Raw genomic sequence first — 20,725 nt, 5'->3', positions numbered from 1 at the left:
GTAATCACCACCTCGATGTAATCATTATAGTTACAACTAAAAAATAAGTCAATCCTTTTCATAGATTTTTTATAAGTAAATTAAAAAGTGTCCCATTATGATATATGAGACACCTCTTTTTATTCTGCAAATAGCGATTGAAATTCTTCAATAAATAGCTGCACAGCGATTGAAGAATCCTTTAATGAAGGAACAGCTAAAGCAATTTCTCTCCATACTTGTGGTTCCAATTCTCTCGTTTGCACATTTTTTGGTAAATTCGTTAAAGATAATTCAGCTAATATTGCAATGCCCAATCCTTCTTGAATCATATTTAAAGCTGTAGTAACTGTCGAAATTACATATTCAGCCCGAAGTGGTACGTTTGCTTGTTTAAACATATCAATAATGGGTGGTTCGTATCCACCCTTACATAATATGATCGGTTCATTCTCTAAATCACAAATTGTAAGAGCGTCCTTCTTACAGAGAGGATGATCCTCTCTTAAGATAGCAACCATTTTCCCCTTCGTTAATGGAACAATCTCCATATCTTTATTAGGCAAAATAACAATCCCTATATCAATAACCCTCGATACTAACCAATCTTCAACTTCTTTAATCGTCCCTTCACAAAGAACTACTTCTAAGTTCGGATACTTTTCCTTAAAAAGGTTTATCATTTTGGGTAAGAAATGTGCAGAAGCGCTCGGAAAACTCCCAATTCGAATCGTCCCAACTTCGTGTCCTTTCTCCATCGCAACTTCTTGTTCAATCTTCGCTACACCGTTCAAAATCTCTCTAATATGTACAAGAATCCTATTTCCTACATCCGTAACGAGTAGCCCTTTTCGTTTATCACGTATAAGAATCGTAACTCCTAACTCTGACTCAATACTTGAAATCGCATGACTAACAGCTGGCTGCGTCATATTTAACACCCTGGCAGCCTTCGTAAAACTACCTAAATCAACAGTTTTTATTAATACTTGCAGTTGTGTAATGGTCATAACTAATCACTTATACTCCTCATAAAAAAGATTCATTTTATTTATTACAGTCGATATCATATCATAGTGAAATGAATAACAACAAGGAGGTCTTTCAGTGACACAGCTTTCTCGAACTAAGACGGCCATCATCCTTACCTTTCTCGTTTTCATGTGGGGAATCAATTGGCCTTTATCAAAGTTTGCCCTGCATTATACACCACCTGTTTTATTTGCAGGCGTTCGAACTTTAATTGGAGGATTCATTTTACTTCTGTTCGCATTACCGAAATACAAAGAGTTACATTTAAAAAAAACGTGGCATTTATACGTTATTTCTTCCTTACTTAACATCATTATATTTTACGGATTACAAACTGTCGGCCTTCAATATATGCCTGCTGGGTTATTTTCCGCCATTGTATTTCTACAACCAGTTTTACTCGGTATTTTCTCGTGGATATGGCTTGAAGAATCAATGTACGGCTTGAAAATTTTCGGGCTTGTTCTCGGATTTATTGGTGTAGGCGTTATTAGCTCAAGCAGTTTAACAGGACATATTTCTGTTATTGGAATCCTTCTCGCGTTAGGATGCGCTATTGGCTGGGCACTTGGCACAGTATTCATTAAGAAGACTGGTCACCGTGTTAATGCCATTTGGATGGTAACACTTCAGCTTATTATTGGTGGTCTTTGCTTAATTGGATTTGGTTCAGAGTTTGAAAGCTGGTCTAGTATCGCTTGGAGTATGCCATTTGTTAGCGTACTTCTCTTTATTTCATTCTTTGTTATTGCAATGGGGTGGCTTGCATACTTCACACTTGTTGGAGCTGGTGAAGCAAGTAAAGTTGGGGCTTATACATTCCTCATTCCACTAATAGCTATTATTGTAAGTTCAATTTTCTTACATGAGGCTATTACCATTAGCTTATTCATCGGACTATTATTTATTGTTGTGAGTATTTGTTTTGTAAATATAAAACCGAAAACACTTGCTGTAAGGCAGCAAGTTGAATTGAAATAAACGTAAGAAAGAGCCTACTGTTGTAGGCTCTTTCTTACGTCTTACTTTTTACGACGTACTACAAAAACACACGCACTTACCGACGATACTATGGCAAAAATAGATAAGACAATTGCTATCAATTGCATATTACTAGTACCTTCATTTTTTTCTACACTAGACACTTCACCATGTTCTCCTGTTAATGACGTACCTTTTGCAATTGTAGTAAGTGAATGCGGTTTTTCAGCTTTTTCATCACCTGTCCATTCAACAATTTCTCCATCTTTATATTGTTGATATGCGTCCCAAGCTATTTTTTGCTCTTTATCCGGATTTTTAGCGACGAAAGTAAATCGCTGGAACTGACCTGTTAAAATTCCTTCTCCTGTCGCTTCCCATACTACAGTTTTAACTTTTCCGGCATTATCTTTTTGCTCCTCAACTTTCCATCCTGGCACTGGTTCATACTGCTGGAACTCTACTCCAGACGGTATTTTCAGTGTAACTTTTGTCGTTGCTACATTTTTTTCAACTGGTACTTTTATCGTATAAGTCTCCCAAGAACCAACGTCAGAAGTTGCTGGTTTTACAGTGACGTGCGCACTAACAGGTAACGAAAACATTCCCATTGCAATAATTGTTGCGATCATTGTTGTTCCTAATTTTTTTATACGTTTCATTTTCTATTTACTCCTTTTCATCTATAACATCTGTTTATCCTGCTACTCGCTAGCAGCATGATTGGTAAAATTTTATCTGCCACCTACAATAAATTTAAAATCTGTATCGAAACTATCAAGAGATTTTGTTAATCCATGAACATGTATATTCCAGTTTCCTGTCATATTAATATACATACCTTCTGCTTCATATTCTCCTGGTGAAACTACTGAAACTTTAAATGAACCTTTTCCCATGTTCATATCTAATGATTGAGTCGTCAATATCATTTGTTCCATATCAGTAACAGGCTGTCCCTTTTCGTCCTTTAGTGTAATATGGAATTTATTTTGTCCTACCTTATTCGGACTTACATTTAGCGTAAGTTCATATCCATTATCTAATTGCTTACTCTCTGTAAATGGTCCAGTAGGAGGCATCGGTGGTGTTTGTACGTTTGTCATAAAAGCTACGATTACGAAAATGATAATTCCAATGACAAACTCTACTTTCACCGTAGCTCCTAATCCTTGCTGCGCTCTTATTCTCCCTTTCACATAATGAATAATTCCCAATATCCCCATGAAAATAAATAATAGTATCTTTGCTAATAAAGCCAATCCATACTTCGTATCAAATAACGAGTGGATTGTTGGAATAAAAAATGTACTATTAAAAAGGCCTGTTATTAAAATCACAATGACAGCACCTGTTGCCCACGGTGAAAAACGCTTAATCATATCCCAATACATATGCCACTTATTATCCTCTTTACATAAAAGAAGAATAATAGATGATAAACCACCAACCCATAATGAAGCTGCTAATAAATGTAGAAAATCCATAACGACAGCAATGTCTTTAAACTTTAAACCGTATGCGTGACTATTAAAGGCCTTCATAACAAGTAGCCCTATAAACAATAGTATTGGAATACTCCATACTTTAAACGACGAAAACTTCTCATGCTTCACCGCAAAATACGTAACAATTATAAGCGTACTAATGAGAACCATTTGAGTAATCCATACATAACCAAAAACAGAAAGCTGTAATGTTTCTTTTAATAGTAAAGGATTGAATGCTTCTAGCCATGAAACATCAGCATTTATTTTCGCTTGCAGTGGTAGATTGAATAACAAGCTAATCAATATCCCAAATAAAGAGATCCATATTATGTTCTTACTCCTTGATCGAACCGAGGTTGCATTGCCTTTATACATAATAAGATTAAAGAATAGCACTCCTATAAATAGTGAGAAACTTGTATATAAAATTCCACGTTCCATAATCATATCGATTTGTGGGACGTAGCCCATCTCTTCCACTTGTATATCGTCTGTTTCCGCTTCCGCTAATCCAACCCGGAACGGGATAACTCCTTGAATTGGATGTCCATCAGCTGAAATCACTTTCCACTGAATAGAGTAAAGACCATTTTTGAGATTGTCTTTTAATCCAGCTTCTAATAGCTTTTTATTTTTTTTATCAATATGAGCATCTTTTAAATCGATCCTTTTACCTGATGTATCTCTCACGTACAATGTATTAAAACTTGAAACTTGTATGTCCTCATCGAATTCGATTTTTACAACAGATGGTGCTTTCTTCAATGTTTCATTTTCAGTAGGGTTTGATTTCACAACGTACGCATGAGCAGATGCACTTTGCGGTATCAATATGATAAGCACACACACAAGTAATAGCCATGTCCCTAATCTTCTCATTACTTTCACACTCATTTCACTTCTTTCTTCCTCATTGCTCTATTTTCATTACTTTAACTTCCGAAGTTTGATTCTCGGGCGAAATATTAACCTGATTAAATATAAACTTCTATAAAGTATAACTCTTATTTCTCTTCCACCTCTAAACTTCTAATATAATAGTAACTATCACTATAGATACAACTTACATTTTTAAAGCCGATTGTTATTATATCATAAAATATATTTATGTAAGTTATCAAAGAAGAAAAGTTATCGTGAATCATTTGTGAAAAAAATGTGAAATACATAAATAAAAAGGTATTACGTTATTACGTAACACCTTTAAAAAAATATCCCTCTTCTATTTCTCTTCCGGATAATCACAATACTCGATAATCGTTCCTTCTGTATCCGCTGGGTTAAGATAAATTAACCTTCTACCGTGCTTATTAATGCGTAGTGTATGCTCTAATGTCCGAATACCTTGTTCTTTTAACTCTTCTAGAGCCACATCTAAATCATCGACACGATACGCAACGTGATGAACACCTTTACCTTTTTGTTTAATAAAACGGGCAATTGGAGATGTTGTATTATTTGTCGGTGCAAGTAATTCAATTCTATCTCCAGCCACTTCAAGAATGGCTACTTCACTTTCCACACCAGGAGCTTCACTTACGTAACGATCTATTAAAGTTCCTAGTAACACATTTTCATAAAAACGTATCGTACTATCTATATCTCGAACTGCGATTCCGATATGATCAATTGTTTTTTTCATTTTATTTCCCCTACTACTTTATTTTTTCTCATTATTAATAGTAACAAAAAAAGCTATAGAAACAAGTCTATAACTTTTTTTATTTAACCTATTTTCTTATCCGCTCTAGTTGCTGGTTGAACTTGGTTTTTCACTTTTAAAATGCTAATACCATATCCGATAAATCCACCGATAATCGCTGGGAAGATCCAGCCTAATCCTACTTCCTGCATCGGAAGGAATTTAGTGAACACTTGGCTTACTACTTCAATGTTAACTCCAGCTGCACTTAATCCATCAAATAAGCTGATGATAAATGTTACGATTAAGCTTACTTGATAAACTTCAGCTCTTCCTTTAAATAATGAATGGAAGAATGTTAAGAAAATCAATACGATTGCTAGTGGATAAATTGCTGTTAATACTGGAACAGAAACTGCGATCAATTGTGTTAATCCTACGTTTGCAACAATTGCACTAAATACACATAGCGTAATTGCAATTGCTTTGTAAGGAACATTTGGGAATAACTTATGGAAGAATGAAGAACATGCTGATACAAGTCCCACACTAGTTGTTAAACAAGCTACTGTAATCATTAATCCTAATAATACTCCGCCATATGATCCGAAATAGTAGTTAGAAACTTTCGCTAATACTTCTCCGCCGTTCTCTAAATGTCCAAGCTTTGCAACACTTGAAGCACCCATATAAGAAAGTGCTGTATAGATAATTGCTAAAATAGATGCTGCAATAATTGTCGCTTTTGCACAAACGACCATAATTTGTGTTTTCGTTTTCGCACCTTTTTCTTTAATAGCATTGATAATGATAATCCCGAATACAAATGATGCTAGCGTATCCATCGTTAAGTATCCTTCTTGGAATCCTTTAAAGAATGCATGTGATGTATAAGCTTCCACTGGTGCTTGCATATCTCCAATCGGATGTATAAAAGCAACGATTACTAAAATACCGATGAAAGTCAACTTAATTGGCGTTAAGATTTTTCCAACAATATCGACAATTTTCGCGGGATTTAGCGAAAAAAAACAAGTGATACTAAAGAATATAATTGTGAAAAGAATTAAAGGTGTAGAACCTACTCCTTCTGGCATAAACGGCTTAAGACCAATTTCATAAGAAACATTTCCTGTTCTTGGTATTGCAAATAACGGACCAATCGCTAAGTATAAAACTGTTGTAAACACAATCCCAAACACTGGGTGAGCACGACTAGCTAATGACTGCAAATCATCTTTACCTGAAAAACCAAATGCTAGTACACCTAGTAATGGTAATCCAACACCAGTTACTAAAAATCCAGCGTTAGCAATCCATACATTCTCTCCAGCTGATTGACCAAGCATCGCTGGAAAAATTAAATTTCCCGCTCCAAAAAATAGTGCAAATAACATTAATCCAATAACTACTATGAACGAAAACGGTACTTTATTCGCCATAATATAACCCCCATTCAAGTTTCCTTATCTCATTTTCCAATTTTAACTAATTGAATTTTCTGAATATTTAATTTAAGTATCAACTATTCTTGAATTCATTATAGTTTGCTATATAATATTTTGCAATACTATTTTCGAACTTTTCTTTTATTTTATAAATATACATTTTTTAACATGAAAAATAGACTAAAAAACCAACATGGTCATCCATGTTGGTTTTTCCATTTACTATCATGAATTAAAATTTTGCTGCTACTTTTTTAACGTTTTCTAGACCTTCTTCAACAATTTGTTGTGAACGATCTGGATATTGATTGTGTCCTTCAATTACAACTGTCTCTGGATTTGTAATTCCCCAGAATCCAAGTACAGTTGTTACGTAATTAACTGCCATTTCCATAGGAGCCATTTGTTCTGAAGAGTAATCTGAACCACGAGCACCTAACACAACTACTTTCTTACCACCAACTAAACCTTCTGGGCCATTTGCTGTATATTTAAACGTTTTTCCAGCTTGAGATAAGTATGAAATATATGTGATTAATGGTGCTGGTACTGTAAAGTTCCATAATGGGAATGCAAATACAACCTTATCAGCTTCTAAAAACTGATTTAAATATTGATCTACTGTAGCAACTGCCTTCTCCTCTTCAGCTGTTAACTCCATACCTTGGCTACGTTTATATCCACCTGAAATCGCGATATTTCCGTAATAAGGAAGATCTAATGCAAATAAATCTAATTCCGTAATTTCTGTATTTGGATTTGCTTCTTTATAAGTACTTACAAATGTTTCATACATTTTTGAACTAACTGCTTGCTCCGCTGGACGATCGTTTGCTTTTACAAATAATACTTTTGACATTTTTTTATTCCCCTCTACATTCTTATTTTCTTCTTTTTTACCAAATAATGAGCTAAATAGTCCCATTTTCTTCACCTAATCTTTCTTTTCATATTCATTATTCATCATCATAAAAATTCTTATTCTAAGAAAAAGTTCCAATAGATACCTTAAGTTACGCCGTTGCAACTTTTTGTTATTTAATTACCTTATGTAAGTGATTGTAATATAGTCACTTACTTTAGTCAAGTAACTTTTAATAAAAAATAAAATCTCGACTTAAAAATATTAAGCGAGATACAATTGAACACCAAATACATCTTTATTACTTGTATAATAAACTTAGAGAGGAAAATTCATATATAGAAAGGATTTATTCATGAGCACTATAGAAAAGATTCAAACTTTTATTATTCTTTTTGCTGTTACATGCGGCATCGTACTCGGACAATTTAATATGATACATACGTATTCAGACAAATTTATTGTCCCCTTCTTATTTTTCATGCTATATGGATTATTCCTCAGCATCCCATTAAAAGAAATAAAAAAAGGATTTCGCAATTTAAAATTTGCTGGAACAAGTCTTACTATTAACTTCTTATGGACACCTTTACTCGCTTGGGGGTTAGGGGCACTATTTCTTTCCGATCATCCAGCACTTTGGGTTGGATTTATAATGTTAATGGTTACTCCATGTACAGATTGGTACTTAATCTTTACTGAAATAGCGAAAGGTAATGTAGCACTTTCTACTGCAATTTTACCTGTAAATTTAATTTTGCAAGTACTGCTCCTTCCCATTTATTTATTTTTATTTGCTGGTGTCATGAAAACTGTAGCGGTTTCTGTTTTAGTAGAAAGTATTGTTATCGTAATCGTCTTACCATTTATACTTGCACACGCTACAAAATTCATTATGAATAAAATGAAAAAAGCTGAACCTCTCGAGAATAAACTCATTCCGTTTTTTAGCTCTGCTCAAATTGTATTTTTAAGTTTAGCAATAGTAGCGATGTTTGCATCACAAGGTAAATATTTACTACAAAATATGAATGTTGTTTTATTATTACTCGTTCCTGTTCTATTGTTCTTCATCATCAATTTTTTACTAGGACAATTTATCGGGCGCATGATGCATTTATCTTACAAAGATACAGTAAGTCTAAGCTTAACAACGTTAGCAAGAAACTCACCTGTTGCACTCGCTATCGCTGTAACCGCTTTTCCAGACGAACCTCTTATCGCACTTGCACTCGTTATTGGACCATTGATTGAGTTACCGGTACTAGCTTGTGTGTCACAAGTTTTGTTGCTTATTAAGAAAAAACGGCAATACGCATAATAAAAAACGTCCCATTTTGGGACGTTTTTTATTATGGAAAAATTACATACAACACTTATTTCTTATTTATCATTACAAATGAAATTACCGAAACTACAAACATAATAATACCCATTATAAATCGATGGGCTCTAAAAATGTTATAGAGAATTAACTTTTCGTTACATTAACAGATCCTTTCTAATTAAAAATGATAGGAAACGTAAATATAACGAAAGCTGCCCAAAGTCCGTATATTGGCAAATACTTCGTAATGGCATCTTGAATAGCTGTCGGTCCTGATTTGTTTTGCAAGAAACGCATATAGGAAAACATAATCCAAATTAGATTTGCCCAGATCAGTATATTTACACCTAAAACAGCTAGTCTATTAGGTGTAGTCCCGTAAGATGAAAGTCTAAATACGATGGCTGACAATGCGACAGTGTCAATAATAAGCGCCAGAACAATTAAGGAAACATTTATATAATCTGAAATGTTCTTTTTCTCGTCCGAGTCACTCTCAACGATAGAAAATATAGTAACAGCCAATACACCAAGCAGTATTCCGTTGAATGCCATTAGGAAATTACGATCCAAGAACGGGTTTTTCCCGACCAAAATTATCGTTATAAGATAAATAAACAATGTGACCAGGACAAGCGGACTAAAGATTTTAGATATGTATGGTGTAATATTTTTAGCAAGCTTAAGATTCATTGATACTAAGTATGCAGCCACAATAGCGAGAGCCGCTGCTCCAAATAAAACAACATTACTAAAATAGAATTCTCCTATATCTAAGTCAACAAAGCTAAATAAACGCATGGTGAATATTGCTAGTATCATTCCGCTCACTGCCATGCTCCCGTAGAGAAGACAATATTCTAAATTAAATTTAATATAGGCTAATCTTGTACTGCCTTTTGAATATTCATTTCCTGTAAATGCAAGCCCTACTAAGACCCATAAAAATATAGGAAGATGTAAATAAGCAAGTATGGTACTGTCTTTATAATTTATTGGCAATGTATTAAGATACACCCCGGAAACTAGGAATAACGCTATAAGGGAATAAATAATACTTTTTTTCGGCTTATTATTGTAAACAAAATAAGCAGCAATAAAGGGAATTACACCAAAAGCCAAGTTTATTGGAGCAATTGCTTCCTGCTCAACAAAGTGGAAAATAATCCTGGTGCTTATGCCGGCCAAAATAGCTAAAAGGCCCATGAATAAGAAACCTTTTTGAAACAAAGATGTTTTTTCTTTATTTACTTTCTCCTTGAAATGCAACCTTTCATACCAAGCACCTAGAATTTGAGAATCAGGGTTTTGGTCCCATGCTTGTGAGAATGCTTTTTTAAAAGCTTTCGGATCTTTTCTATACATCTTCTCCAACTCATGGGGGTTATCCATATGTTTAACAATCAAATTGTTAATATTCATAGTTATACCTCCTCTAATTTTAAAAATAAGGTTGTTACCTTTTAACAAAAGCACCTCACTCATTTATTATGATTTTGATTTTAATACAAAATTTATCGTTTTACAATAAAAAATTATTATTTAAAGCATTTTTTTATCGTTAAATTTCATTTCAAAGAAAAACAAAAGAGCATGACAATTTTATGTCATGCTCTTTTAACAAATTAATTCTCAAATACAAAATTAATCTTATTATCTTTCCACTCTAATTTCGCATCAAACGTTTTCTCGCCCTTTTTAAAGCCTTTAATTAAATCAGTCTTTTCACCTTTTAAGAGCTTTGTCATATTCTTTTGCGAAATTGTTTTACTTAATATCTTCTTTGAAATGGTGAAATCACATTGCGTTGTATTATAGTTAGAACAACCGTAAAACGTTGACTTATCAATTACATCGCCATCACATTTTTTACAGCTACCAACCTTTTTACCCGTTGTAAATTTCGATCCTTTTCGTTCAATCGATTCAACATGTAGTCCCGTGAAATCCCACTTCTCAGACATTTCCACTGCGTCTTCAATAATTTTAGCTGATAGCTTTTTCGTCTGTTCCATAAATGTAGCTGGTGAAGCTGTACCTTCACCAATTTCCGCAAGACGTTGTTCCCATTTCGCAGTCATTTCCGGTGAAGCTAGTATTTTGTCACCAATTGCGGTAATTAATACTTTTCCTTTATCAGTCGCATACACTTGGTTTTTCTTTACATCTATATATTTACGGTCTTTCAGCATCGTAATAATACCCGCGCGGGTCGCTTCCGTACCTAAACCTTCTGTTTTCTTCAATACCTTCTCTAGCTCTTCATTCTCTAAATACTTACCGGCTGTTTTCATTAACGTAATAAGTTGTCCTTCTGTATAACGCTTCGGTGGCTGTGTTTTTCCTTCTTTCACTTTCACCTTTACAACTTTTCCTTCTTCACCTTCAGCTACAATTGGAAGAATGGTTTCGTCATCTTTATCGTCTTGGAAAATAACTTTACGCCAACCTTCTTGAATTTGCTGTTTTCCTTTTGAAATGAATTCAGCACGTTCATCTACAAGCGTTACAATCGTTGTATAGTCAAAGATTGCAACTTCATAATGAGCTGCAATAAGCCTTCTTACGATCATATCGTATATTTTCTTTTCATCACCTGATAGTCTGCTTGGGTTTGTAACTTGCTCTGTCGGAATAATCGCGTAGTGATCTGTTACTTTCTTTTCATTTACATAACGCTTATTGTTCATAATGGATTCAACCGGAGCCGGTAATAAACCTTTATATTCATCAAACTGACTTAACTTCTGTAAAATATCAGGGAAAGTCGCTGCTTCTCCTTGAGTAACATAGTTAGAATCTGAACGTGGATAAGAAACAATCCCTTTTTGATAGAGTGCTTGCGTTATATCAAGCGTCTTTTTCGGTGAAAACTTAAAGGCTTTATTTGCCGTTGCTTGCAGTGATGATAAGTTGAATAAAAGCGGCGGCTGAAACTCTTTACGCTCCGTTTTCATTTCCTTCACAACAGCCGGTTTCCCTTGGCAAAATGCCGCAATTTTATTCGCCATATCAGGGTCTTTTAAGCGGGATTCATTATCCTTCTCCCATTTCCCGTCATATTTCTTTCCTTCTATATTAAAGGTTGCAAACACTTCCCAGAAAGGCTCTGACTTAAAGTTTTCAATTTCTTTCTCACGCTTTACAATCAATGCTAACGTTGGTGTTTGGACACGACCAGCAGAAAATACATCATTCATTCCTTTTTTCTTTAACAAAATACTAAACACACGTGATGCATTCATGCCAACAACCCAGTCAGCACAAGATCTTGTGTATGCTTCGTAATACGTATTAATTGTATCTGATTCATCAAGTAAATTTTTAAACCCTTGATAAATAGCTTGCTTCGTTAAAGACGAAATCCATAGACGCTTCATAGGCTTTTGCACATTACAAAGATTAATAATATTTCGTACGATTAGTTCCCCTTCACGCCCAGCATCGCCTGCGTGAATAATTTCTGTTACCTGTGGATTATGTAACAGCTGTTTCACAACGTTAAATTGCTTATACTTTGACTTTGTTACTTCAAATTGAAAACGCTCTGGAATCATCGGTAATGTATTAAGTGACCATTTTTTCCACTCTGCGTGATAATGCTCTGGATTACATAACTGCGTCAAATGACCAATTGCCCATGTACAGTACGCTCCATTTGGAAATAACTCATTCGCTTCTACCTCTAAATATCCATCTTTCCGGCGATATTTAAACTGTGAAACAAGAGCCAACCCTTGATCTGGTTTCTCGGCAATAATTAATTTCATTTTATAACTCCCTATCTGTATTCCAGTGTTACTTTCATTGTCTATATGTTTAGAAGCGATGATAAAACAACAATCTTATTTATCATTCGCGGTTTGTCTCGCAAATGGGAGACCTATAATATTATACGCTTATTCTTTATGGCTTCACAATAGAAACTCATAATATAACAATTTCTTTCACATGCTTACAATTAAAAAAGACGCCCTAAAAAATCAAGCGTTCCTTTGCTTACATCTATGAAATTGTGCAGATAATATGCAGATATAAATTATCATAAGTACACATATGATGAAATGAACGATAGGACAAGGAGGTATCATAATGTTTGCTTATACGTTAACTACCTTAACACTTTGCTGTACCTCAATTCTTATTGTATCCAATATTTCTAAACGTAAGGTTACCCTAATGGAGTATATGGTATTTATTATGTCTTTTAGTATGAGTATCGGTTTAAGTATTGGTTTTTATTTAGGCATTCTCTTTAAGGGGGAATTACTATATTCTACTTTACTTGCTATTTTAATTAGTGGTTTTATCGGTTTTTTAGTGGGTCTACGTTTTCACCTATATACTGCTTTAGAAGGAATGTTCTCTGGATTAATGGCAAGTATGATGGGAGCAATGATTACAGAAATGTTAAACGCTCAACAAGCTCATAGTATATTGTTCATTAGCCTTTTACTTACTATAACGATTACTATGTCCTGTGTGATTCAATTGTTATCGGAGAACTTTTCTACTTTTATCCAACGTCGTTTTTTGTTATTCCTTTCAATTAGTGTAGTAATTATCGTTGCCGTATTCGCGACATTCCCAGATCATACTCCTGCACCTTCACCTTCACCTGGGCATAATCAACATATACATTAGTACTTGCAACAAAAATGAATAAGCAGCTATCCATAGGATAACTGCTTCCTATTATTCTGGCTTATTAGGAATGTTTTGGTTTGGAACATAGTCAGATTTATAATCTGTATAGTTCACTTCCGTTACCATCCCTGCTGAAGCATGATGTAGGTCGTGACAGTGGAACATCCACTCACCGGGATTGTCTGCTACAAAGGCTACTTCATATTCTTCTCCTGGTTTTAAGTTCAATGTATCTTTTACAATTGGAGAACCTTCTATCGGTTTTCCATCTTTACTCAACACCTGGAAGAAGTGACCATGTAAATGCATTGGGTGATCATCCATTTTAGAACGATTTACCAATTTCACTTTTACTAAATCACCCTTTTTCACTTGAATTGGGTCAATATCCGGAAATACCTTTCCGTTAATTGTATATACCATTTCATTTTCATTCATTTGCGTATTTAAGTCCATATTATATGTGGCAGTATACTCTTGATTTAACGTGAAACTACCTAATTTTTTAGCACCATATTTCGTCATATCTAATTTCGCTAATTTTCCCTTTTCATCTGCTTTATCTTTCATCTCTTTGCTGCCATCATACTCAATAACAGCTTTCATTCCTTTTGCACCTTTATTTTTTGAATGGTCCTCAACATACCACTTCCCAGGATTATTAGCAGTAAATTCAATATCATAACGTTCACCCGGTGCGATTGAAATTACTTTATCCTTTATAACTTTTGGATCGTTTATTGGTTGACCATCTGTCGCAATTACTTTTATATCATGACCGTGAACATGTATATCATGTGATAGATAACCAGCATTAACAAGTCGAAGACGAACTTTATCTCCCTTATTCACTTTCAATGGCACTACTAAATCACCGCTTTTTCCATTGATTGTGAATAAATCATACATACTCATATCATGACCTTCCATCTTCATATTTCCATGGTCCATTCCTGCCATATTGCCAGAGTCTTTTTGATCACTGCCCATGTCCATACCAGAATGATCCATGCCGTTCTTATCATCATTCTTTTTCGTATTTTCATCACCTTTAGATTTATTACCTATTTGCCCTTTTGTCATTTCTTTTAACTGCTTTTTAATTTCTTCTTTATCTGTAACCCATTCATCCAACAGTAATGTGTAATCTTTATCATATTTTTCCTTTGTATCCTCTACAATGAGCGCTCCATACAAACCTCTATCTAATTGATTTACAGAATCTTGATGCGAGTGATACCAGTACGTTCCTGGTACGTTCGCTTCAAATTCGTAAGTGAAACTTTTTCCTGGTTCAACTGCATCTTGTGTCACGCCCGGAATTCCATCCATGTTATTTGGGACAGGATATCCATGCCAATGAATAGATACTGGTGCAGATAATTCATTTTTTAATGTCACTTTCACCTTTTCACCTTTTTTCACCCGAATTTCTGGACCAGGAGATGAGCCATTAAATGTCCAGACTGGAACAATAACACCGTTACTTAATTTTTGCTTTTCTTCTTTCGCTATTAAAGTAACTTCTGGCCCTTTTTCAACCTTCAATGGTGTTGTAGCTGTTTCAGTCTGTAGTGTTTTGTTATCATTCATATTTTTATGATCATTTGTTGTATTTGTCGTCACAGAACAGGCAGCAATTAAAAATATTACAGAGACAGTAACGGCTGCTAATACAAATCGCTTCATGGACAATCCCTCCTTATTCTTTTTCAAAATCATTATAGAAGTTGATTTTCAAGAAAATAAGGAGATGTAATTAGATCTTACGTAAGCTAATTGGAAAATTACTAAAAGCGGAGACATTACAAGAGACGAATATTTTAGTAATACAAAATGCTTTCCTTGTAGCGACTATATTAGCCGTTCTCGTATTTGTTTTGACGTTATTTCTTAAGAAACAATAACACTGCTATTATTAAATAAGAAAAATGTAGCTAAAATGCTCTTCACAAAAGAACTTAGATTTTTGTATAATAAGAACTAATGTTCCTCACAGACAATGGACTCAAATTACACAAATATATCAAATAGAAGAGGATTGATATACGATGAAAATTGATAGACCAAAAATTTCACCAGAGTTATCTTCAAAGAATTTTCAAGATATTTTTTATGAAGAAGATCCAACATTGGAAGTGTGTGAAATTATAGACTCCACTTTCGAAAATGAATCTGTAGATAGAGTGCGGTTATATGATGCGGTGATAAAAAACTGTAAGTTTACTAATACAGACTTTAGCAATATTGATATTACAGATGTTTGTTTTGAAAACTGTGATTTATCAAATGTTAATTTAAGCAATTCTTCTGTTCACAGAGTCGAATTTAAAAACAGTAAATTAATCGGAGTAAATTTCACAGGATCTAGCTTAGGAAATGTTAAATTTGAGAATTCAATTTTGAATTTAGCGGCATTTGGAAATTCTAAACTAGAAAAAATCATCTTCAATGAAACTTCATTAAATAATGCAGATTTTTTTGACTGTAAACTTAAAAAAGTTGAATTCCAATTATGTAGTCTTGATGAAGCTAATTTTGATCAGACATCACTGAAGGGGATAGATATTAGTTCTTCTACCTTTGATACACTTACAGTTTCAGTGAACGATTTAAGAGGATGTAAAGTATCGACATATCAAGCTGTTCAGTTTGCTACTTTATTAGGATTAATAATTAAAGATTAGTATTTCGAAGAAAAGAACCCTATCCCGAATCATGGATTTTTTAATTGTCCACGATTCGAGATAAAGTTCAAATAAATTAGTGATGACTCTTTTATTATTTAACTACAGCTTGGTTTCCTTTTACATGTTCATTATTTACACTCATAAATTCTTCAATTTCTTCAACTTCCCTAATGATATCTTTTGACAAGTTTTCATACCCGTCTTTCGTTACAAGAATGTCATCTTCAATACGAATTCCAATTGATTCTCCTTCAATATAAAGACCAGGTTCAATTGTTATAACCATACCTTCTTCTAACACTCTATCTTTATATGTTCCTACATCATGTGTATCTAAACCAAGGAAATGGCTGACACCATGATAATAGTATTTTGATAACTCTTCATCTTCTTGAATTAAACCAATTGCTTTACACTCTTCTGCCAGTACCTTTTTTGTATGCTCATTTAATGCAGCGAACTTTAATCCTGGCTTAATAATCTCTGTTGTTTCTTTTAATGCTTTTAATACAATATTATAAATTTGTTTTTGGCGACTAGAGAATGTTCCATTTGCTGGGAATGTATAACTAATATCAGCGTTATAGTAGTCTTTTTGAGCACCTAAATCTAGTAATACTAAGTCACCATTTTGAATTTGTGCATCATTATCTTCATAATGAAGAACTGTAGCATTTTTCCCACTCGCCAAAATTGTATTGAACGCATGGTACTTAATTCCAGATGACTTCAGTGTAAAATCAAATTGTGCTTCTAATTCATACTCCATCATGCCTGCTTTTGCATGCTTAAGTACGTTGTAAATACCGTCTTTCGTTATAGCAATCGCTTCTTTAATAATTTCAATTTCTTCCTCTGTTTTAAATACTCGTAATTCACAAATGTTCGGATATACATTACCAATTGTTACGTGTGGGTATTTTTCTCTTACATGTTTAGCAAATGCTAATGTTTTTGTCTCCGTACCATTCCAATCACGACGTTCTATATCTAAATATAGATGCTTCGCATTTTCTGTAAAAAGTATATTTGACATTGTCTTTTCAAAGCTATCTAAATATATAACTTTCTTTATACCTGAAATTTTCTCTGCTTCTTCGTTAGAAACTGTTTTACCGACCCATTTTTCCATTACTGGATCTGCCTTTTCAATGAAAAGTGTTTCTTCAACACTACTTCCAACCTTTTTCAGCATAAAAATAACATTTGGTTCATCGATTCCCGTTAAGTAGTAAAAATTACGATTCGGTACAAATTTATAATGTGCATCAGCTGACATATGCGGTGCTTGTCCCGCAAATAAAATCGTAATAGATCCCTCTGGTAATGTGTTTGCTAATCGTTCTCTATTTTGAGCAAAAAATGTTGATTTCATGATAATCCCCCTAGCGTTTTATGTATAATTGTGAAACTAATTATTCAATACACTTCATTCTATTATTGTTATAATTTTTCGTCAATTTTTAACTAAATTTTAGATAGTATTGACACAGGCAACTAAACAAGTTACAATAACTATAAATTAGTAAGTTGCTAATTTAAATTTAAATAAGAGGTGAACAAAATGCAAAACATTTTATTCCGTATTAACGAATTGTCAAAAAAAGAAAAAGCGAATGGATTAACAGTTGATGAAAAACAAGAACAACAAATGTTGCGCCAAAACTATACACAAACATTTCGTGGAAGCTTAGATTCCATTTTATTAAACACAAAAATTGTTGATCAAAATGGTCTTAACGTTACACCTGCTGCATTACAAGATGCTCAAATACGTTTAAAATTAAGCAAATGAGTTCCGAGCTAAAGAATTCTAATAAAACATAAAAAGAGCTGGATTTCCTATATAGAAATTCCAGCTCTTTTTATTTTCTTTTTTAATTTAGTAAACGAGCGATACATCGCAATTCTCCACGACACAATCATCGCAAATGCAAGTAAGAAAAACATTCCACTTAACTCCGCTAAATCAATCGATTGACTTAAATATGATTTCAACGCTACTCGTACAGCTAATAATCCGACTAAAATAAATATAAATGCTTTTGACGGTTTCATATATATTTGTTCGTCTCTTATTTCAAACTTCGTTGTTTTTATAAGAAATACAGAGAAAATAAGCCCTGCAATAATTGCTTCTATTATTTCTAACGACGTTAATCGGAATTCCGGTAAAAAGTACATCATTGCTCCAGTACTCATAAAAATTGGCGGCAATATAATTTTCTTTTTCGTTACCGGTTTTTTCGCTGCTTTAAAGCGCAGAAACATGACACCAACAGCCATACAAACCGCTAAAATACTTGATAAAAGTGCTATCATACTCTTCCCACTCCTATCTATTTAAAAGACTTTTTGAGCAAAATCATAAACCAAACGAGCCCGATACTTATAATAACATGACCTAATCCAGCCATATGGCTTAAACCGTAAAAGTCAGTTCCATTTACTTGTAGAAGACCTCTCCATAGCATTGTAACAATAGTAAAGATTACTCCTACATTATAAACAACAAACCATGCACAAAAGCTCTTTGTTTCTTGTACATGAAACACTTTACATAAAGCTAAAGCAATTAAAAAGAATACAAAACCGAGCACTAATACATGTGTATGCACTAATTGCAACATTGTGGATCCTTTAATTCCTTGTGCTTTCGAATACTCTCTTGCAAATACACCTGATAATAAACCAATAATTAAGTAAATAAATGCCGCATTATATAATTTCTTCATTCTATTCCTCCTGTTGTAAACTTTCTATATTCGCTGCAATTATTTTAAGCAAAGTTTATGAACGGAGTATGAACAAAATATTACATTCAATTTTTGAAAATAAAAAAGCCATTCCACAAATAATAATTGTAGAATGGCTTTTCAATTTATTTTAAATCTTCTATTGAGAAAGCACCTGGCAGTAACTGCTCAACAGTCACTTCTTTTTCATCACCTTTTACATTCGTTAATAATACAGGCATTTTCGGGTCACAGAATTCAGCAATTACTTGTCTACACGCACCACATGGTGAAATCGGTCCATCAGTTTCTCCTGTAATAACTAAGTAACTAAAATCGCGCTCACCTTCTGATACTGCTTTAAATATTGCTGTTCTTTCTGCACAGTTACATAAACCGTAAGAAGCATTTTCTATATTACAACCAGTATAGATTTTCCCTTCTTTCGTAACTAACGCTGCGCCAACAGGAAATTTAGAATACGGAATATACGCTTTCGATAACATCTTGTTTGCTTCTTCAATATATTTTTTCTTACCCATATTATTTCCCCCTCAAAGTAAACGAAATGATGATTAGTCAGTAATAACTGTATGAACTAATTTAGGAGCCACTGCTGTTTCAGCGATAGAGATGTTCTCATAAATTTTTGCTTTTACATCTTCTACATTTTCACGATTTGCGTAGATTGTTACGAATGGCTCGCCTTCTTTTACTGCATCGCCAACTTTTTTACGTAACATTAATCCTACTGCTAAATCGATTTCATCTTCCTTCGTTGCACGACCTGCACCAAGTAACATAGCTGCAATACCAATCTCATCTGCAACAATGTTAGAAATAACACCTGAAGTTTTTGCAGGTACATCAATTACATACTTCGCCTGTGGCATTTTTTCTGGATTGTCTACAATTGAGCTATCTCCGCCTTGATTGCTTAAGAACTCTTTAAACTTCTCAGTTGCTTTTCCGTTTTTCATAACTTCAATTAGCATTTCACGAGCTTCTTCTAACGTATTTGCTTTTTTCGCAAGTACGACCATTTGGCTACCTAATACAAGTACTAATTCTGTTAAATCTTCTGGACCTTCACCTTTTAACGTATCAATCGCTTCTTTTACTTCTAGAGCGTTACCAATCGCAAAACCAAGCGGTTGTGACATGTCTGAAATAACAGCCATAGTTTGACGTCCTACATTATTTCCGATACGTACCATTGCATGTGCTAATTCTTTTGCATCTTCTTCTGTTTTCATAAATGCACCAGCACCTGTTTTTACATCAAGTACGATTGCGTCAGCACCTGCTGCAATTTTTTTACTCATAATTGAACTTGCGATTAAAGGAATTGAGTTAACCGTTCCTGTTACATCGCGTAATGCATAAATCTTTTTATCTGCAGGTGTTAAGTTTCCTGTTTGTCCAATAACAGCTACTTTGTCACGGTTTACAATATCAATGAACTGCTCTTTCGTAATTTCAACGTGGAATCCTTCTACCGCTTCTAATTTATCAATTGTTCCGCCTGTATGTCCTAAACCACGACCAGACATTTTTGCTACTGGTACATCTAAAGCAGCAACTAATGGTCCTAATACTAAAGTTGTTGTATCACCAACACCGCCAGTTGAATGTTTGTCTACTTTAATTCCTTCAATTGCTGATAAGTCGATCGTTTCACCAGACTCAACCATCGCCATCGTTAAATCTGCACGTTCGCGATCTGTCATATCTTTAAAGAAGATTGCCATTGCAAGCGCACTCACTTGATAATCAGGAATACTTCCGTCTGTATATCCATTAATAAAGAATTTGATTTCTTCAGTCGTTAATTCTTTGCCGTCACGTTTTTTTGCAATAATATCTACCATTCTCATTACAATCACCATTCC

At 34.0% G+C, this 20,725-nt stretch carries 19 protein-coding genes; 5 read left to right on the top strand and 14 right to left on the bottom strand.

The window, feature by feature from the left end; all coding sequences use genetic code 11:
• Nucleotides 1-119 precede the first annotated feature (119 nt).
• Nucleotides 120-989 carry a LysR family transcriptional regulator gene (locus tag ACXKY9_RS08660; RefSeq protein WP_000156749.1) on the bottom strand — a complete coding sequence of 290 codons (870 nt, stop codon included), beginning with the start codon at nt 987-989 and terminating at the stop codon, nt 120-122.
• Between the two features lie 97 nt (nt 990-1,086).
• On the opposite strand from ACXKY9_RS08660, the gene ACXKY9_RS08655 reads away from it, so the two are divergent.
• The gene (locus ACXKY9_RS08655; RefSeq protein WP_000192820.1) at nt 1,087-1,992 is read left to right on the top strand and encodes a DMT family transporter; all 906 of its coding nucleotides are present in this window, start codon (nt 1,087-1,089) and stop codon (nt 1,990-1,992) included.
• 41 nt (nt 1,993-2,033) lie between these two features.
• Here ACXKY9_RS08655 and ACXKY9_RS08650 read toward each other — a convergent pair whose 3' ends face one another.
• The 5 genes from ACXKY9_RS08650 to ACXKY9_RS08630 all read right to left on the bottom strand — a co-directional run bounded on the left by ACXKY9_RS08650 (nt 2,034) and on the right by ACXKY9_RS08630 (nt 7,497).
• Nucleotides 2,034-2,654: a YcnI family copper-binding membrane protein gene (locus ACXKY9_RS08650; protein WP_000821399.1), complete on the bottom strand. Its 621-nt coding sequence runs from the start codon at nt 2,652-2,654 to the stop codon at nt 2,034-2,036.
• 72 nt (nt 2,655-2,726) lie between these two features.
• Complete coding sequence (locus ACXKY9_RS08645; protein ID WP_000114333.1) at nt 2,727-4,376, bottom strand: copper resistance CopC/CopD family protein; 1,650 nt, start codon at nt 4,374-4,376, stop codon at nt 2,727-2,729.
• Between the two features lie 328 nt (nt 4,377-4,704).
• Nucleotides 4,705-5,124, bottom strand: coding sequence for a VOC family protein (locus ACXKY9_RS08640; RefSeq protein ID WP_000750846.1), 420 nt, complete (start codon nt 5,122-5,124; stop codon nt 4,705-4,707).
• An 83-nt stretch (nt 5,125-5,207) separates the two neighbouring features.
• On the bottom strand, nt 5,208-6,566 hold the full coding sequence (gene brnQ, locus ACXKY9_RS08635; RefSeq protein ID WP_001284783.1) for a branched-chain amino acid transport system II carrier protein: 1,359 nt from the start codon (nt 6,564-6,566) through the stop codon (nt 5,208-5,210).
• A gap of 238 nt (nt 6,567-6,804) precedes the next feature.
• The gene (locus ACXKY9_RS08630; RefSeq protein ID WP_000522502.1) at nt 6,805-7,497 is read right to left on the bottom strand and encodes an FMN-dependent NADH-azoreductase; all 693 of its coding nucleotides are present in this window, start codon (nt 7,495-7,497) and stop codon (nt 6,805-6,807) included.
• Nucleotides 7,498-7,789: 292 nt separating this feature from the next.
• Here ACXKY9_RS08630 and ACXKY9_RS08625 point away from each other — a divergent pair, with 292 nt between their 5' ends.
• Nucleotides 7,790-8,755, top strand: a complete 966-nt coding sequence (locus tag ACXKY9_RS08625; RefSeq protein WP_000103805.1) for an arsenic resistance protein — start codon at nt 7,790-7,792, stop codon at nt 8,753-8,755.
• A gap of 180 nt (nt 8,756-8,935) precedes the next feature.
• On the opposite strand, the gene ACXKY9_RS08620 is transcribed toward ACXKY9_RS08625, so the two are convergent.
• Complete coding sequence (locus ACXKY9_RS08620; RefSeq protein WP_001024709.1) at nt 8,936-10,183, bottom strand: DUF4153 domain-containing protein; 1,248 nt, start codon at nt 10,181-10,183, stop codon at nt 8,936-8,938.
• 203 nt (nt 10,184-10,386) lie between these two features.
• Entirely contained in the window at nt 10,387-12,531 is a 2,145-nt protein-coding gene (topB, locus tag ACXKY9_RS08615) for a DNA topoisomerase III (RefSeq protein ID WP_000766771.1), read from the bottom strand.
• A gap of 322 nt (nt 12,532-12,853) precedes the next feature.
• Between topB and ACXKY9_RS08610 the strand changes: the two genes are divergently transcribed.
• Nucleotides 12,854-13,405, top strand: a complete 552-nt coding sequence (locus ACXKY9_RS08610; protein WP_000458547.1) for a hypothetical protein — start codon at nt 12,854-12,856, stop codon at nt 13,403-13,405.
• A 51-nt stretch (nt 13,406-13,456) separates the two neighbouring features.
• Here ACXKY9_RS08610 and ACXKY9_RS08605 read toward each other — a convergent pair whose 3' ends face one another.
• Entirely contained in the window at nt 13,457-15,097 is a 1,641-nt protein-coding gene (locus ACXKY9_RS08605; RefSeq protein WP_000819877.1) for a multicopper oxidase family protein, read from the bottom strand.
• Between the two features lie 362 nt (nt 15,098-15,459).
• On the opposite strand from ACXKY9_RS08605, the gene ACXKY9_RS08600 reads away from it, so the two are divergent.
• A complete protein-coding gene (locus ACXKY9_RS08600) occupies nt 15,460-16,095 on the top strand; it encodes a pentapeptide repeat-containing protein (protein WP_000687273.1) in 636 nt (211 codons plus the stop codon).
• Between the two features lie 94 nt (nt 16,096-16,189).
• On the opposite strand, the gene ACXKY9_RS08595 is transcribed toward ACXKY9_RS08600, so the two are convergent.
• Nucleotides 16,190-17,473, bottom strand: a complete 1,284-nt coding sequence (locus ACXKY9_RS08595) for an aminopeptidase P family protein (RefSeq protein ID WP_000842968.1) — start codon at nt 17,471-17,473, stop codon at nt 16,190-16,192.
• A gap of 189 nt (nt 17,474-17,662) precedes the next feature.
• Between ACXKY9_RS08595 and ACXKY9_RS08590 the strand changes: the two genes are divergently transcribed.
• Entirely contained in the window at nt 17,663-17,893 is a 231-nt protein-coding gene (locus ACXKY9_RS08590; protein WP_001179612.1) for a DUF896 domain-containing protein, read from the top strand.
• Between the two features lie 47 nt (nt 17,894-17,940).
• On the opposite strand, the gene ACXKY9_RS08585 is transcribed toward ACXKY9_RS08590, so the two are convergent.
• From ACXKY9_RS08585 to ACXKY9_RS08570, 4 genes are all read right to left on the bottom strand, one after another.
• The gene (locus ACXKY9_RS08585) at nt 17,941-18,420 is read right to left on the bottom strand and encodes a CcdC family protein (RefSeq protein WP_000561043.1); all 480 of its coding nucleotides are present in this window, start codon (nt 18,418-18,420) and stop codon (nt 17,941-17,943) included.
• A gap of 17 nt (nt 18,421-18,437) precedes the next feature.
• Nucleotides 18,438-18,833, bottom strand: coding sequence for a DUF2871 domain-containing protein (locus ACXKY9_RS08580; protein WP_000737864.1), 396 nt, complete (start codon nt 18,831-18,833; stop codon nt 18,438-18,440).
• A gap of 146 nt (nt 18,834-18,979) precedes the next feature.
• Nucleotides 18,980-19,375: a cytidine deaminase gene (locus tag ACXKY9_RS08575; protein ID WP_000516778.1), complete on the bottom strand. Its 396-nt coding sequence runs from the start codon at nt 19,373-19,375 to the stop codon at nt 18,980-18,982.
• A 33-nt stretch (nt 19,376-19,408) separates the two neighbouring features.
• On the bottom strand, nt 19,409-20,710 hold the full coding sequence (locus ACXKY9_RS08570; protein ID WP_001983022.1) for a pyrimidine-nucleoside phosphorylase: 1,302 nt from the start codon (nt 20,708-20,710) through the stop codon (nt 19,409-19,411).
• Nucleotides 20,711-20,725: the final 15 nt, after the last annotated feature.

This window comes from Bacillus sp. 2175 (assembly GCF_057812155.1).
The sequence above is the reverse complement of the archived record's forward strand: the minus strand, read 5'-3'. Positions and strand labels throughout refer to the sequence as shown.

Excerpts from the sequence above, each read along its gene's own strand:
- ACXKY9_RS08570 (WP_001983022.1), bottom strand. The coding sequence starts at position 20,710 with ATGAGAATGGTAGATATTATTGCAAAAAAACGTGACGGCAAAGAATTA.
- brnQ (WP_001284783.1), bottom strand. The coding sequence starts at position 6,566 with ATGGCGAATAAAGTACCGTTTTCGTTCATAGTAGTTATTGGATTAATG.
- ACXKY9_RS08650 (WP_000821399.1), bottom strand. The coding sequence starts at position 2,654 with ATGAAACGTATAAAAAAATTAGGAACAACAATGATCGCAACAATTATT.
- ACXKY9_RS08605 (WP_000819877.1), bottom strand. The coding sequence starts at position 15,097 with ATGAAGCGATTTGTATTAGCAGCCGTTACTGTCTCTGTAATATTTTTA.
- ACXKY9_RS08620 (WP_001024709.1), bottom strand. The coding sequence starts at position 10,183 with ATGAATATTAACAATTTGATTGTTAAACATATGGATAACCCCCATGAG.
- ACXKY9_RS08610 (WP_000458547.1), top strand. The coding sequence starts at position 12,854 with ATGTTTGCTTATACGTTAACTACCTTAACACTTTGCTGTACCTCAATT.
- ACXKY9_RS08630 (WP_000522502.1), bottom strand. The coding sequence starts at position 7,497 with ATGGGACTATTTAGCTCATTATTTGGTAAAAAAGAAGAAAATAAGAAT.
- ACXKY9_RS08585 (WP_000561043.1), bottom strand. The coding sequence starts at position 18,420 with ATGATAGCACTTTTATCAAGTATTTTAGCGGTTTGTATGGCTGTTGGT.
- ACXKY9_RS08575 (WP_000516778.1), bottom strand. The coding sequence starts at position 19,375 with ATGGGTAAGAAAAAATATATTGAAGAAGCAAACAAGATGTTATCGAAA.
- ACXKY9_RS08590 (WP_001179612.1), top strand. The coding sequence starts at position 17,663 with ATGCAAAACATTTTATTCCGTATTAACGAATTGTCAAAAAAAGAAAAA.
- ACXKY9_RS08640 (WP_000750846.1), bottom strand. The coding sequence starts at position 5,124 with ATGAAAAAAACAATTGATCATATCGGAATCGCAGTTCGAGATATAGAT.
- ACXKY9_RS08580 (WP_000737864.1), bottom strand. The coding sequence starts at position 18,833 with ATGAAGAAATTATATAATGCGGCATTTATTTACTTAATTATTGGTTTA.
- ACXKY9_RS08625 (WP_000103805.1), top strand. The coding sequence starts at position 7,790 with ATGAGCACTATAGAAAAGATTCAAACTTTTATTATTCTTTTTGCTGTT.
- ACXKY9_RS08660 (WP_000156749.1), bottom strand. The coding sequence starts at position 989 with ATGACCATTACACAACTGCAAGTATTAATAAAAACTGTTGATTTAGGT.
- topB (WP_000766771.1), bottom strand. The coding sequence starts at position 12,531 with ATGAAATTAATTATTGCCGAGAAACCAGATCAAGGGTTGGCTCTTGTT.
- ACXKY9_RS08645 (WP_000114333.1), bottom strand. The coding sequence starts at position 4,376 with ATGAGTGTGAAAGTAATGAGAAGATTAGGGACATGGCTATTACTTGTG.
- ACXKY9_RS08595 (WP_000842968.1), bottom strand. The coding sequence starts at position 17,473 with ATGAAATCAACATTTTTTGCTCAAAATAGAGAACGATTAGCAAACACA.
- ACXKY9_RS08600 (WP_000687273.1), top strand. The coding sequence starts at position 15,460 with ATGAAAATTGATAGACCAAAAATTTCACCAGAGTTATCTTCAAAGAAT.